The organism is Lacticaseibacillus manihotivorans DSM 13343 = JCM 12514 (genome assembly GCF_001435035.1).
In the GTDB taxonomy this organism is placed as follows: domain Bacteria; phylum Bacillota; class Bacilli; order Lactobacillales; family Lactobacillaceae; genus Lacticaseibacillus; species Lacticaseibacillus manihotivorans.
The window spans coordinates 1-13,016 of the sequence record NZ_AZEU01000013.1 but is presented as its reverse complement, the minus strand read 5'-3'; the positions used below and the strand labels follow the sequence as shown (position 1 = coordinate 13,016).

14 protein-coding genes are annotated in these 13,016 nt (G+C 47.9%); 9 read left to right on the top strand and 5 right to left on the bottom strand.

Annotated features, from left to right (window positions below):
- Positions 1 to 107 precede the first annotated feature (107 nt).
- Together FD01_RS00710 and FD01_RS00705 are read right to left on the bottom strand one after the other, a co-directional pair.
- Positions 108 to 1,220 carry an acyltransferase family protein gene (locus FD01_RS00710; RefSeq protein ID WP_056962275.1) on the bottom strand — a complete coding sequence of 371 codons (1,113 nt, stop codon included), beginning with the start codon at positions 1,218 to 1,220 and terminating at the stop codon, positions 108 to 110.
- Positions 1,221 to 1,341: 121 nt separating this feature from the next.
- Positions 1,342 to 2,217, bottom strand: a complete 876-nt coding sequence (locus tag FD01_RS00705) for a LysR family transcriptional regulator (protein ID WP_056962274.1) — start codon at positions 2,215 to 2,217, stop codon at positions 1,342 to 1,344.
- A gap of 123 nt (positions 2,218 to 2,340) precedes the next feature.
- Between FD01_RS00705 and FD01_RS00700 the strand changes: the two genes are divergently transcribed.
- From FD01_RS00700 to FD01_RS00660, 9 genes are all read left to right on the top strand, one after another.
- Positions 2,341 to 3,255, top strand: coding sequence for an ACP S-malonyltransferase (locus FD01_RS00700; protein ID WP_054718135.1), 915 nt, complete (start codon positions 2,341 to 2,343; stop codon positions 3,253 to 3,255).
- A complete protein-coding gene (gene mdcA / locus FD01_RS00695) occupies positions 3,255 to 4,898 on the top strand; it encodes a malonate decarboxylase subunit alpha (RefSeq protein ID WP_056962273.1) in 1,644 nt (547 codons plus the stop codon). The genes FD01_RS00700 and mdcA overlap by 1 nt, the downstream gene beginning before the upstream one ends.
- Before the next feature lie 29 nt (positions 4,899 to 4,927).
- Positions 4,928 to 5,224, top strand: coding sequence for a malonate decarboxylase subunit delta (locus FD01_RS00690; RefSeq protein WP_056962272.1), 297 nt, complete (start codon positions 4,928 to 4,930; stop codon positions 5,222 to 5,224).
- On the top strand, positions 5,217 to 6,899 hold the full coding sequence (mdcD, locus tag FD01_RS00685) for a biotin-independent malonate decarboxylase subunit beta (RefSeq protein WP_056962271.1): 1,683 nt from the start codon (positions 5,217 to 5,219) through the stop codon (positions 6,897 to 6,899). The genes FD01_RS00690 and mdcD overlap by 8 nt, the downstream gene beginning before the upstream one ends.
- Positions 6,887 to 7,516, top strand: coding sequence for a malonate decarboxylase holo-ACP synthase (locus FD01_RS00680; protein ID WP_054718138.1), 630 nt, complete (start codon positions 6,887 to 6,889; stop codon positions 7,514 to 7,516). The genes mdcD and FD01_RS00680 overlap by 13 nt, the downstream gene beginning before the upstream one ends.
- Positions 7,517 to 7,523: 7 nt before the next feature.
- On the top strand, positions 7,524 to 8,297 hold the full coding sequence (locus FD01_RS00675) for an alpha/beta fold hydrolase (RefSeq protein WP_225436249.1): 774 nt from the start codon (positions 7,524 to 7,526) through the stop codon (positions 8,295 to 8,297).
- Positions 8,298 to 8,307: 10 nt separating this feature from the next.
- Positions 8,308 to 9,144, top strand: a complete 837-nt coding sequence (locus FD01_RS00670; protein ID WP_054718143.1) for a triphosphoribosyl-dephospho-CoA synthase — start codon at positions 8,308 to 8,310, stop codon at positions 9,142 to 9,144.
- A gap of 430 nt (positions 9,145 to 9,574) precedes the next feature.
- Positions 9,575 to 9,967 carry a hypothetical protein gene (locus FD01_RS00665; protein ID WP_152164654.1) on the top strand — a complete coding sequence of 131 codons (393 nt, stop codon included), beginning with the start codon at positions 9,575 to 9,577 and terminating at the stop codon, positions 9,965 to 9,967.
- Between the two features lie 3 nt (positions 9,968 to 9,970).
- Positions 9,971 to 10,168 (top strand): hypothetical protein, encoded by a 198-nt coding sequence (locus FD01_RS00660; RefSeq protein WP_054718149.1) that lies wholly within the window; start codon positions 9,971 to 9,973, stop codon positions 10,166 to 10,168.
- Positions 10,169 to 10,363: 195 nt separating this feature from the next.
- Here FD01_RS00660 and FD01_RS00655 read toward each other — a convergent pair whose 3' ends face one another.
- From FD01_RS00655 to FD01_RS00645, 3 genes are all read right to left on the bottom strand, one after another.
- Positions 10,364 to 11,011 carry a hypothetical protein gene (locus tag FD01_RS00655; RefSeq protein WP_056962268.1) on the bottom strand — a complete coding sequence of 216 codons (648 nt, stop codon included), beginning with the start codon at positions 11,009 to 11,011 and terminating at the stop codon, positions 10,364 to 10,366.
- Positions 11,008 to 11,907, bottom strand: coding sequence for a proline-specific peptidase family protein (locus tag FD01_RS00650; protein ID WP_054718159.1), 900 nt, complete (start codon positions 11,905 to 11,907; stop codon positions 11,008 to 11,010). Before FD01_RS00650 ends, FD01_RS00655 begins: the two co-directional genes overlap by 4 nt.
- 18 nt (positions 11,908 to 11,925) lie before the next feature.
- Positions 11,926 to 13,016: peptide ABC transporter substrate-binding protein (locus FD01_RS00645; RefSeq protein ID WP_162257328.1), on the bottom strand; the 1,091-nt coding region annotated here is incomplete at its 5' end.

The following is a 13,016-nucleotide window of genomic DNA, read 5'->3' as shown; positions in this document are numbered from 1 at the left end:
GTCTCCTAGTGGGTCAGTCTTTTTTCTTAGTGTTCCACTTCAATTGTAAATTCAAGCATACAAAAATAGCTCACTGGACACATCGTCTAGTGAGCTATTTAGCATGTCTATGCGATTTGAGGCTTGAACAAACGTGGTTTGAGGCGTGACCATACGGCGTTGATGCCAAAAGCCGAGGCAAAGGAAAGGCACCAAGTTAAGACATAAAGCGTTAAGATCCCGACCCAGGTATTGGCTTCCATCAAGCGTTGGCCAAACAAGAGCCACAAGCATTCAGACCAAAAGACATTGGAGAGATAAGCTTTGTAGGCAAAGTTAGCAAACTTGTGGACGAACTTTGCAAAAGGGCGTTTCGCTTTGACTTGATACAAACAAAGTGTTGCAAATAATCCGATCACGGCTAGGTCGTAAAAGGTCATGGATGGCTTGTAGTAAGGCGCATTACCTAAGCTGATCGGGAAGCCGTAGCTGAAGAGTTCGTGGTTGGTCCACCAAAAGGTTCCCACAAAGACCACGACTAAGACTGTCCACCATTTCATGATAATGGGCTCAAAATGCTTGCGATATTGCCAAGCTAAGGTGCCAAAGACGCCGTAAATGAAGAAGCTGATAAACAGACGGTCAAACAAGTACCAGTCTTTTGCGTGTGGACCACCGAAGACTTGGGTGTCGTAAAACGTTAACCAAAGTCCGGCAATGAGGATGGCGCCAAAAAAGGCGATCCAACCGCGTTTGGCGTTGTGGCCACACCAGCGACCAATTGCCCAAAACAGTGGCATCAAGAGGATGAATTGCAACATCATGGTGTTGTACCACAAATGTGGGGCGGCGTTGCCGTTGACAAAATGCCATAAGAAACTGCCGATATCGTGATATTGGTTGACTTGTTGCATTTGCGGCATGATCAACAGATAAATAAAAGTCCACCAAATCGTCGGCACAAGCAATGCGTGCCACATATTTTTGAGATAGTGGCCATAAGTTAAGTCAGTGTTGTCGATGGTGGTGCGAGTGGTACTATACAAAATACCAAAAATAAAGGCTGGTGCGGTGTATTTGACCAGGTTATACATGATCCCGATGCCGGTTTGTGCACCAATGCTGGGGCTAGTCGTCAAGGCGTAGCTCATGATTGGCTGCGACATGACGGCAGTGCACGCGCCCAGCTTTAAATAATCGCCGATGTCAGCGATTGGTTCGAGCGCGGTTTTATCGCTCATTTTGGGTCCCACCTTCGCTTAAATTTGTGAGAGGTGATCGGTGGGAGTTGTCGACGTTAGTGTAACGAGTTGGCAAAAATCTTGCAAGCACTTTTTTACCAAATATTTATGAACATTTGCATTAAATGCTGAGTTCATGGGCACGCTCTGAGACAAATAAGGCGACTAAGGCGTTGGCCACTTGGCGCGTTTGGGTGTCTTCTTTGGTTTGGCCTTCAGTGAGATAAATCGTGCGGAAGGGTGGGTCTGGGGTAAGACGAGCGAGGTTTAAAAATTTCCCAGTCGCAGCCCAGGTGACTGAAGGGATAAAACCAACACCCACACCAGTGGACAACATGGCACGAATGCTGGCAGGGTCGTCGGATTCGTATTGGTAATTGAGATTCAAGTCGTGTTTTTTGAAATAGGTTTCCATGGTATCGCGTAATGGGGTATGCAGGTCCAACGAGACAATGGGCTGTTTGGATAAGGTGTCAGGTGTGATCAAACCACCTGATGTGAGGCTTGGATCCATACTGCCAATCATGATTTCTTCTGTCAGTAAAGGTACCGAACGTCGATCCGGGCGTGGCTGATGTGTCGAGATTGTGAAGTCAAATTCGCGCGTTTCGTTGACGGCGGCGATGCGTTGCGTCAATTGAATGGGAGACTCGGGGTAGATCTGATGAATGGTGGTGATGATATCTGGGATCAAAGCGGACGCCACTTCAACCAGCAAGCGAATGGGGCGCTTTTTGATGATGGGTTTAGAGACGGCTTCAACACCCATCTGAATCTGATCGAGGCCAGCTTCCACATAGTTTAAAAAGGCCCGTCCTTGATCATTTATTTGAATACCTCGGCCCACGCGATCGAATAATGGCACGCCTAACTCTTTTTCCAGTTCTTGGATCATTTTGGTCATGGCCGGTTGGCTGACGAAGGCTTGTTTTGCGCCTTGGGTGATACTGCCGGTTTGCGCGGTGTAAACAAAGCCTTGAAGTTGTGCGATGTTCATTTCTGCCTCCGATTCATAACGATTGGTTATATAGATAAGATTAACTCATTATACATCGCTATTGATTCGGCTTAAAGTAGCATCGTGAGAGTGATCGGATCCATTGTAGAGAGAAGGTCAATCGTGAGATCATTGTGGATTTTTCCTGGTCAAGGCGGGCAACACGCTGGCATGTTAAAAGATGTTGACCCAGCTTTGCGGGAACATGTTGAACAGATGCTGGATTTGAAATTGCTGGATACAGATGTTGCTTATCAAGATTCTGTGCAGCTACAAGTCGGCATTGAGTTATTGCAGGTGTCGCAGATCAATAGTTTGAAAGCTTCCGGCTTGAAGCCGAGTTTGGTGGCCGGACACAGCTTAGGGGTATTTGCCGCAGCGTATGCGATCGGCAGCTTACAACAAGACGACTTGTTTCCGTTGGTCAAACGCCGTGCGGAGTTGATGCAAGGCGCCTACCCTGAAGGTTACGGCATGGGCGTGGTGGTTGGCATGAGCCGCAAACAAGTTGAGGATTTGGTAGCGCAGGTACACTCGGATGAACATCCAGTATACGCGTCAAATCAAAATTCGGAAGATCAAACCGCGCTGTCTGGTGAATTGGCGGCCATCGATCAAGTGGTGAAGCTCGCCAAGGATCATGGCGCGACGATTGCCATGCGGCTGAAAGTGCCGGTGCCATCGCATTCACCACTGATGGCAGATGTCGCGACCAAGCTGTCCGCGTTGTTGGAATCAGTGCCGTTGACTAAACCTAACGGCATTTATCTGGCGAATAATACTGGCCACGCTGTGCGTCAGGTGCCTCAAGTTGAAGCAGACTTGAGTGGGAACTTGGCCCATCCGGTGTATTTTGAAGCAATGATGGCTGTGGCCCACGATTATCAACCAGATAGCATCGTCAACTTTTCACCAGGGCGGCCGTTTAGAAAGGTGCTAGGCCAAAAGTTTGGCGATCTGCATCAGGTCAACTTAGATCAGATGAGCGTCTCAGATGTTGAATTTTTATTGAATAAATGGGAAAGAGGTACTAATTAATGAGTGAAGCGCGTAATTGGGCAACTCATCGCGAAGCCAAAGCTGAAAAGCTTAGCAGTGTTGCCAGTTTATTGAATGGCAAGTTGGCTAAAACTAGCGATGCCAAAGCCATTTTAGAAAACTTGATCGCACCAGGCGACAAGGTGGTGCTTGAAGGGGACAACCAAAAACAAGCCAGCTTCTTATCCAAGGTCTTAGCTAGTGTGGACCCTGCTCGGGTGCATGATTTGCACATGATCATGAGCAGTATTTCTCGTCCAGAACATTTGGATATTTTTGAAGACGGGATCGCCAGTAAGATGGATTTTTCGTTTGCTGGCCCACAAAGTACTCGTGTGTCGCAAATGATCGCAGACGGTAGCTTACAAGTCGGCGATATTCATACTTATTTGGAATTATATGCCCGTATGTTTGTCGACTTGATCCCAAATGTCGTGTTAGTTGCCGCTGATAAAGTGGACCGCGATGGGAATTTGTATACCGGCAATAACACGGAAGAAACCCCTGTTATCGTTGAATCCGCAGCGTTTCATGATGGCATCGTGATCGTGCAAGCCAACGAGATCGTTGACAAAGTGCCTCGTGTTGATATTCCGGCTGACTGGGTCGATGTCGTGATCCCAGCAGATGAGCCTTATCAACTTGAACCTTTGTTTACCCGCGATCCTCAAAACATTACGGAATTGCAGATCTTAATGGGCATGATGGCCATTCGTGGGATCTACGAAAAGCATAATGTCCAATCCGTTAACCATGGTGTTGGTTTCAACACTGCAGCCATTGAATTGTTGTTGCCAACATACGGCGAACAACTGGGCTTAAAAGGCAAGATCGTGCCGAACTGGGAAGTTAACCCCACACCGACTTTGATCCCAGCGATCGAATCTGGTTGGGTTCAATCCATTCATTCGTTTGGTGGTGAAGTCGGCATGGAACAATACATCGCCGCTCGCCCTGATATCTTCTTTGTGGGACCCGATGGCTCGATGCGTTCTAACCGTGCATTCGGACAAATGGCTGGCCAATACGCGCTAGACATGTTCGTGGGCTCAACGCTACAAATTGACCAATATGGGAACTCTTCTACTGTGACCAATGGTCGTTTATCTGGTTTTGGTGGTGCGCCTAACATGGGGTCTAATCCAACTGGCCGGCGTCACTCCACGCCTGCTTGGCAAAGTTTGCGTCCTGATAACGATCCGCTTGGCAAAGGCCAAAAGCTGGTTGTGCAAATGGTTGAAACCTTTGGCTCTAACAAGCGTCCGGTGTTTGTGGATTCCTTGGATGCTGTGGAAGTGCGCAAAGAAGCCAAGCTTCAAAACGTACCGATCATGATCTACTCCGAAGACACCACCCACATCGTGACTGAAGAAGGGATCGCATACCTGTACAAGACCAGCTCCATGGCAGAACGCCAAGCAGCTATTGAAGCTATCGCTGGCGTTACCCCAGTTGGCTTGCGTTCAAACCCAGCTCAAGTCGCAGATCTTCGGGCGCGTGGTATCGTGGCCTTTCCAGAAGACTTAGGCGTCAACCGCAATCAAGCAACCCGTTCGCTGCTTGCGGCTCAAAATATGGAAGACTTGGTCAAGTGGTCTAAAGGTTTGTACAACCCACCGGCTAAATTCCGCAGCTGGAGCTAAGTCACTACTTGAAAGGAGCACGTAACATTATGGAAAAATTGCACTTTAATTACGCGGCGACCGAAAAAATTGCTCACCCCGTTCATATCGGCGTCGTGGCTTCAGGGGATTTGGAAGTGATCATGAAGCCGACGACTAACTCTGAATCAACGCTTGATATCGTTACAGGCTCAGACGGCTTTAAAGAAGTTTGGGGTAATGTGTTGACCCGCTTCTTTGATCGCTATCCACTTTTGGCCGATTTTGAAATCAATGACTTTGGCGCTACCCCTGGTGTCGTTAACTTGCGCTTAACTCAAGCAATGGAGGCGTTGAAAAATGAGTAATAGTTTTGTTGAATTACATGCACGCCAGCGCGCTTTGGCCTTGCTTGATCAAGGCACCACGCGCGAATTGATCGGGCCTTTTGATAACATGATCTCGCCTCATTTGGAACCCCAAAACATTGTGCCCGAAGCCGATGATGGCATCGTCATCATGAAAGGCCAACTCGATGGCAAAGATTCAGTGATCATTGCCATTGAAGGCGCCTTTCAAGGCGGTGGTATTGGTGAAGTTTCTGGTGCTAAAATTGTTTCAGCCTTAGAACATGTGTTAGCTGACAACGAGGCTGGCCACACGGAATATCCGATCATCATCTTGGATACGGGTGGTGTGCGGCTTCAAGAAGCCAACTATGGCTTGCTTTCGATTTCTGAAATCCATAACATGGTCATCGCGTTGAAGCAGTATGTCCCAGTGATTGGGTTGGTCCCTGGGCGCGTGGGTTCATTTGGCGGTATGTCCATCACTAATGCCTTGTTGTCTTATGTTATCGGAACTGACAAAGCCCGCATCGGCTTGAATGGCCCAGAAGTCATTGAACAAGAAGCTGGCGTGAAGGAATGGGATGCATCAGATAAGAACTTGATTTGGAACACGTTAGGCACGAAACAACGCCAAGCCACGGGCATTATTGATGAAGTGGTCGACGATGATGTCAAGGCCTTCCGGACTGCCATTTCAGCTGCGATCAACGAAAACAAAGACTCGCATCGTGATCAACGCGGGGACTTTTACTTGTCACTGCTTGATCAACTCGATCCTGCCAAACCTTTAGATATTGAAGGCTACGACAAGTTGTTTAAAGCTGTTGAGGTCAAAGAACACCACTTGGCAGCGGCTGTGTCTGGTTCCAAGCCTGGTACGAAGTCTCGTGGCCGCAACTGGTTTGAATTGTTGACTGGTATTAAAAAAGCGCAAAGTGATGTGCCAACGGTATTGCAAGCGCAAGCTGGTGGTCGTCAGTATATTGCCATTGTGCCTGATGAAAACAATCGCTTCCCACGGGTCCGTCATGGTGAAGTTGGGTTGCAAGAAGGCTACACGGTCGCATCTGTTGTTAATGATTTGATCAAAGCGGATGCCGACAAGCCTGCCGATCAAAAGACGCCGATCGTTATCGTTGTTGATGTGCCTTCACAGGCTTATGGCTATAAAGAAGAACTGATCGGGATTCACATGTCTTTGGCTAGTGCCGCCAGTGCTTATGCCCGGGCTCGCCAAGCAGGGCACAAAGTCGTTTCCTTTATCCCAGGTGACGCGGTTTCCGGTGGCTTCTTGGCTCAAGGCTTACAATCCAACCGATTAGTTGCCTTAGATGATTTGGATATCACTATCCAAGCCATGAGTAAAGCCTCTAGTGCCCGCATTACCCAGCGGACTATCGCTGAGCTCGAAGAAGCGACTAAGCACGTGCCGGCTATGGCTTACGATATTGAAAACTATCAAAAGCTCGGCTCCTTATACAACCTGATTAAGGGCGTTAAAGGCTATGACTCAAGTGACGAAGCTGTCAAAACTGTCAAAAAGGCCTTAGATGAAGCCTTTAAGAGCCTTGAAGGCGTGAAGCCTGACTTGTCCTTCCGCTACACCAACGACATTGCCGTAGAAGGTGTTGCTGGTGGCCGTAAAGCCACCAACAAAGTTCGTGCTTTGATGGATGCCCAATGGAACAAGTAGCGCCACATACGCTCATTCGGCTAGACCCTGTCAGCTTGATCACTGATTCGGCCTTGCCTGAGTGGGCACAAGCCATGTTAAATGAATCACCGTACGTGATCGTGCGGCGTGGCTGCCAGGCCGACCGGATTCCGGTCGGCCTTCGTGGCTATCAGAAGTCTCAACGTTTTGGCGCATGGATCGAACCTTCACAAATCGCTGAAACCGTGACGCCACATCAAGCGTTAGGGCTATTACAACACCTATCGCCTGAGCGTGCGGCGTTGCCGGCGTTTCAAAAGTTGACGGCGTTATTGCCGTTGCTTTCAGGCTTTGAATGGGGTGTTGGGGGCAGTTTGCAGTTTGAACTGGTTACTGGCCTTAAAATGGCGCGAGCGGTGTCTGATGTCGATGTGATCATGACTAGACCTGAGACGCCAATGACGGTGCCTGAAGCACAGGACTTGATCTCAGAACTTAAGGCAATCGCGGGCGCCCATGCGGACATTCAAGTGGTGCATGGACAAGCTGGCTTTTCACTAGAAGAGTACGCTCAAAATCGGGCAGACTCGATTTTGATGAAAACCAGTCATGGTCCGGTGTTGTCTGAAGATCCATGGCATTTTAAGGAGGCATAGTTTGCAAGTGCTAGTACCTGATGCAAGTTTAGCTGTTGAAGTAGCAGGTAGTGGGCGACCGCTAGTCTTTGTCAACGGCTTTGGCAGCTACAAAGAGATTTGGTGTGATCAAGTTAAAAGCTTTTCCCGACGGTATCAGACGGTATGTTTTGATGCCCGTGGGCAAGGGGAGTCAACTGGCGTTGTCGCATCTGATCTGGCCATGCAAGCGGCGGACTTGGATCAGGTGTTGGTGCAACTATACTTACAGCGGCCAGTTTTGATCGGACACTCCATGGGTGCTAGCGTGATCTGGGCTTGGCGACAAGCTCACCCTGATGCCTCAATTGGCGGTATCGTGGTGGTGGATCAATCACCGAAAATGATGAATGACGCGACGTGGCATTATGGCTTTGTGGATCTGACAAAAGAAACGGCAGAAATGCAACTGACGTCACCACGTCCCGGACACGAGACCTTGCGCGGAATGGCACCACAGGTCATGGCGCAGTTTCTCAGAGCCGAAAGTCGTCATCCATTTGACCGGCCTACTGGGAATGCCTTGTTGAAAAACCACTTTGACGCTGATTGGCGGCATGTCGTGATCAAAGAGCCTGAACCAGTTTTGTATGTTTGTGCGGCACAGTCGCCTTATTTTCCTATTGATTATGGCCCATGGCTCGAACAACAAAATAACCAGTTGCGGGCTGTGGTCTTGCAAAATTGTGGCCATGATATTATGGCTGAAGTCCCAGAAGCGTTTGATCAAACGCTACGACATTTTCTGATGCAACACGCTTGAAAGGAGCACTATGAAACCAGAAGAATTGGCGCGACTCGCTACCCGCGCTTTACTATATGAGGTCAGCGTCAATCCCAAACCCGGCTTGGTGGATCCAGTCACCTCAGGTCCACACCCTGATATGTCGGTGTTTACCTTTATCGATTCTAGCTTGAGTTTGCAACCGTATTTGACGATTTGCGCGCAAGCTGGCGATGGCTGGGTCGGGACGTTACCGGAGTTGTTTGCGTCGTTACGTCGTGCTGGTATCACGGCAGAGCGTGAGATGTTTGCGGCTACCAACGGGGTCAACACGCATAAAGGTGCGGTGTTTTCACTGGGTATCTTGGCTGCGGCAGTGGCTTTTGCCGAAAAACATGCCGATGTCTCGGTTCAAGGTGTGGTGCAAGGCATGTTGGCAGGGCTTTGTGAACACGATTTTGCTGGGGTCAAGGACTTGCCAAAGTCTGAGTTGACCGCAGGGGAGACCTTGTACGTTGAACACGGCTTAACTGGCGTGCGTGGTGAAGCAGAATCTGGATATTCGAGCGTGTTTGACGTTGGGTTACCTGCATTTAAAGCTTCATCTGGAACACTGAATGAACGCTTGTTGGATACGTTAATGGCGATCGTCACCAAATTCACCGACACTAACTTGATCCATCGCGCAGGGACGCTGGCTATTTTGCCAAAAGCCCAAGCACAAGCTCAGGCAGTACTTGATGCAGGTGGGGCGCAAAGTGAGGCAGGGCGCGTGTTGTTAGATCAGATGAATGACGACTTCTCGGCGCAAAACCTAAGTCTTGGTGGGTCAGCGGATATGTTGATCTTGACTATCTTTATGGCGCTGGTCGAAGGAGATCTCTGATGAATGACGAAAACCCAATGTGCCACACTGGCATGACTTGCCATGAAGGCTGCCCTTGTGCTGGGTCGCACTCCAAGTGTCAGTGCGACATGACCACACCTGATCAATGTTCGTGCGGCAGTTTGTGTAAGAGCCAGAAAATGGTTGAGCAGCTGAAAAATAAATAATGTATTGAAATAGCGCATGCTAGGAGAGATTCCTGGCATGCGCTATTTTGATTAACATCGTTCCTTATTCTACAAAAATGTAGTGCAAGCCTTGCGTAACAAAAAGTGTCGTGTTAAAATGAAATTGTAAACGAAAACATGTTAGACGGAGGTGAACAGTCATCTTAATAACTCGTACTTTTAGGCCTTCAGAAGCAGATTTAAAGCGGATCTCTGAGATGATGCAGCCAGGTGAGACCGTGTCATCAGTCATTGTGTCCTGCATGGAAGAAACGTTACAAAATGCCCCAAACAGCTGGAAGAATGTCAAGGCACAATATGATGATGTTCCAGTTAAGAGCATCAGAGCTTTGCGAGATCCGATTTCGGTATCTGTAGATTCAGCGGTATATGTAGAGGTAGCTAAGTTATTAAAGGAGGGATTGGGAGCTAAACGGGTTCATTTCTCGTTGATAGCACGATTAACCATTTTTCTCGCGTATATCCGCCACACTGAGCAGCTCAAACCAGAAACGGTTGGTAATGGCCGACCAGCAGTCGAGGATCTGGATATGCTGGAGAAAGTCATACAGACACTGAAACATGACCAAGGCGGAGAATTTCGGCTGAAGCTTCTAGATTTGATCAATCAACAATCAAGCAATAGAAAGGACTAGCACATGAAAAAATTTGATCTCATTACTCTCTTTTTAACGAAACCTGGAATGGCGCTGTCGTACGACGATTTGAAGCAAGCCTTCTATAAACGCTTGCTTTCTTCAACACCGCAACGCTTTGCCGGAATGCTCGGCGGGGCAACCGCGGGTAATTTCATCCGCATTGATCCTAAGACCCGAATGGTCGAATGCATTCGGTAATTCGAATATACATCAGAACAAACTAATAGCTTATGCTAAGTAAGAAAATTTTAGCATGAGCTATTTTGGCGTGAGTGCGGGGCATATCTGCTATTGTTCATCGTAATTCCTCCTCAAAATAGAAATCATTCTGCATGTCGTCGTGAGGTAATTGTTTGCGGCGGTAATTTGGGCGTTAAAAATTTCTGGTGGATCTTAAATTGTATTGCTTCGCTTTCTCTTTTCTTGATATGCCAAAAGAAAATTCTGTAATGAACCATGGATACCAGGGTCGGCACAATTTTTTGCTTCACCGTCGATCAAATCTTGAGCTAGATATTCAGCAGTACTGCCGCAAGCACACGGACAAAGCCAGTAATTGCCGTGCCTGTTTTCGAATGCGCCAGTCCTGCTATGTACGGTTAATTGATCATAAACATGTCCAGTTAAGTCGCGCAACAGGTTGGCAGTGCGAACGCCGCTAAATACTGGAATGTCACCATCGGGAAAAAGGGATTTAACTTTTTCCCATTGCGCTGGCATCGCGTCTGATAGCGTGGCAAACGTGCCAAGGGAATAAACGGTGCCTTGAACGTTAACTCTAGCCTGAAATTGATTGGTTTTCGTTAAGTAGATGCCAACGGGTAAGCCAGTAAACGTCATATTAATTCCCCCTTTTATATATATTCTTAAAATGGTGATCGCGGTTACAAGATTTTTTCTTTCTTTCAACATAAGCTTTTCACTATACACAAAAAAGAGACCTCTGTAATAGAGGCCTCTAGTAGATGTTTGAACGTTATGGGGCTGCATTTGATTCCGTGATAGGGGATACAGAATCAAAGCTTTAATGCCGTTGATCAAGCATCAAACGTCTTGGATTCAACGTCTGAAATGAACTGGCGAAGATGTGCAAAATAGACATCAGGGTTATCGATCATGTGATGATGACCAGCATCAGGCGTGGTGACTAAACGGGCGTGCGGAATATCTTCTGCCATACGTTGCGCAGCTTTTAGCGACATAGTTTCGTGTTCACCAAAGGTCAACAGCGTTGGCATCGAGATGTTTTTGATCTGGTCGCGAATGTCAAAGCCTTTGAGTTTGCCAGTGACGACGAATTCATTGTCACCTTGAAACTCGTGATATACCGTTAAGACTGCAGTGGAGATCAGGTGGCTGATGCCGCTTGGTTTGCGACCAGCATAGCTTTTGTTGAGGATATCAACGGCGGCTTGGTAGCGTTCATCTGACCAATCACCCTTGGCCTCAACTTCATGCATGTATTTCACAGTACTTGGTGGCAAGGCGTCTTCGCGGCAGGCTTCAACATGTTCGACGTATTCTTCAGTGTTGTCGATCATTGAGGAGATGATGGCACCTTTGAGGTGTTGACCATACTTTAAGGCATACAGTTGAACGAGTTCGCCACCCCAGCTTTGGCCGATCAAGTAAAAGTGGTCAAGGCCTAGTTGTTGGCGGACTTCTTCGACTTCTGACAAGTAGTACTCTGTTGTTAGATATTGCTTGTTTTCAGCTTTGGAGAAGTCTGGTTGATCTGAATAAAAGCTACCCAGTTGATCATACATGGTGACTTGAACGCCTAGTGGGGCAAGCTTTTGAGCGAAGTTTTCGAAATACTCGTGGTTCCCACCAGGACCCCCGTGCAAACACAACAAATGAATATCGCCATGTCCTTGGGTGTTGGTCCACAGATGATAGCCGTTATCCAAGGTAATAATGGTCGTACCTGTTTTCATAAAATGCCTTTCGTTTGGTTACTTGATCGTCGCGCCGATGAAGCTGACCGTTGAGTTTGCGCTATATTGCAGGCCTTTGACGGAAGCCTTGGTCAAATGCGCAGTCCCGGCTTGATACATTGGGATCACACCTAGGTTTTGGCCGAGGATCTGATCGGCTTTGATCATGTCGTCCCAGCGCTTGGCGTCGTTGGTGGCATCAGTGGTTTGAGAAGCTTTGATGAGCTTGTCGTATTCGCTGTTAGACCATTGACCGAAGTTGTAGTCGGCATCGGTGGTAAATAAGCTCAAGAAACTGATCGCGTCTGGGAAGTCGGCGCCCCAAGTTGAAACCAACATGTCAGTTTTGTGTTGGGCCGCTTGTTGCAATGCAGATTGCACTGGCAGCGCTTGGGTGGTGACTTTCAAGCTGACGCCGTCTTGGCTGAGTTTAGAGAAGGCAGATTGAACGTATTCCAGCGTCGCTTTTGAGGTGCTGCTATCATAACCGGTCAAGGTGAAGGAAAGGCTTGTTTGGTTGAGTTCTTTCATGCCTTCTTTGAACAACCGCTTGGCTTTGGCTAAGTTGTAAGTGGCGTAAGCGTCAGTCTTCTTGCTGGCAACCTTGGCAAAGTCTTGCTTGTCAGCGTTGTATTGCATCTTTGATGGGACCAGTTGTGACAAGCTGGTGGAGCCGTCGCCTAAGACCTTTTTGATGAAGGCGTTGCGGTCTATTGACAACGACAAGGCTTCGCGGATCTTGGCATTCTTAAATGCTGGGACGTTGTTAGCGTTTGGCACAAGGTAAGTTGAAGAACTGCCTAACTCGGTGTTATAAGCCGCAGATTTTTGGTTGGCTGTGGCGTTATTGCCTGAGATCTGAATGTCTTGCAGGTTGTTGGCATGGTAGAGGTTGATCGCGGTACTGGCGTCTTTGACCACTTGATAGTTCAATGCAGTGATCTTCACGTTTTTTTCGTTCCAATAATCTTTGTTCTTGGTTTCTTTCCAAGTGGTGTTAGAACTCTTCCAACCTTTTAAGATGTAAGGACCGTTGAAGGTAAGGGTCTTTTGGGTTCTGGTGCAAAGTTTACTCAGGGAGAGTGCATCCTGTATCATGAATTGAAACT

Bases quoted from the DNA above. Each gene is read 5' to 3' on its own strand.
- FD01_RS00710 (WP_056962275.1), bottom strand. From the start codon at position 1,220: ATGAGCGATAAAACCGCGCTCGAACCAATCGCTGACATCGGCGATTAT.
- FD01_RS00705 (WP_056962274.1), bottom strand. From the start codon at position 2,217: ATGAACATCGCACAACTTCAAGGCTTTGTTTACACCGCGCAAACCGGC.
- mdcA (WP_056962273.1), top strand. From the start codon at position 3,255: ATGAGTGAAGCGCGTAATTGGGCAACTCATCGCGAAGCCAAAGCTGAA.
- FD01_RS00690 (WP_056962272.1), top strand. From the start codon at position 4,928: ATGGAAAAATTGCACTTTAATTACGCGGCGACCGAAAAAATTGCTCAC.
- mdcD (WP_056962271.1), top strand. From the start codon at position 5,217: ATGAGTAATAGTTTTGTTGAATTACATGCACGCCAGCGCGCTTTGGCC.
- FD01_RS00680 (WP_054718138.1), top strand. From the start codon at position 6,887: ATGGAACAAGTAGCGCCACATACGCTCATTCGGCTAGACCCTGTCAGC.
- FD01_RS00670 (WP_054718143.1), top strand. From the start codon at position 8,308: ATGAAACCAGAAGAATTGGCGCGACTCGCTACCCGCGCTTTACTATAT.
- FD01_RS00665 (WP_152164654.1), top strand. From the start codon at position 9,575: ATGGAAGAAACGTTACAAAATGCCCCAAACAGCTGGAAGAATGTCAAG.
- FD01_RS00660 (WP_054718149.1), top strand. From the start codon at position 9,971: ATGAAAAAATTTGATCTCATTACTCTCTTTTTAACGAAACCTGGAATG.
- FD01_RS00650 (WP_054718159.1), bottom strand. From the start codon at position 11,907: ATGAAAACAGGTACGACCATTATTACCTTGGATAACGGCTATCATCTG.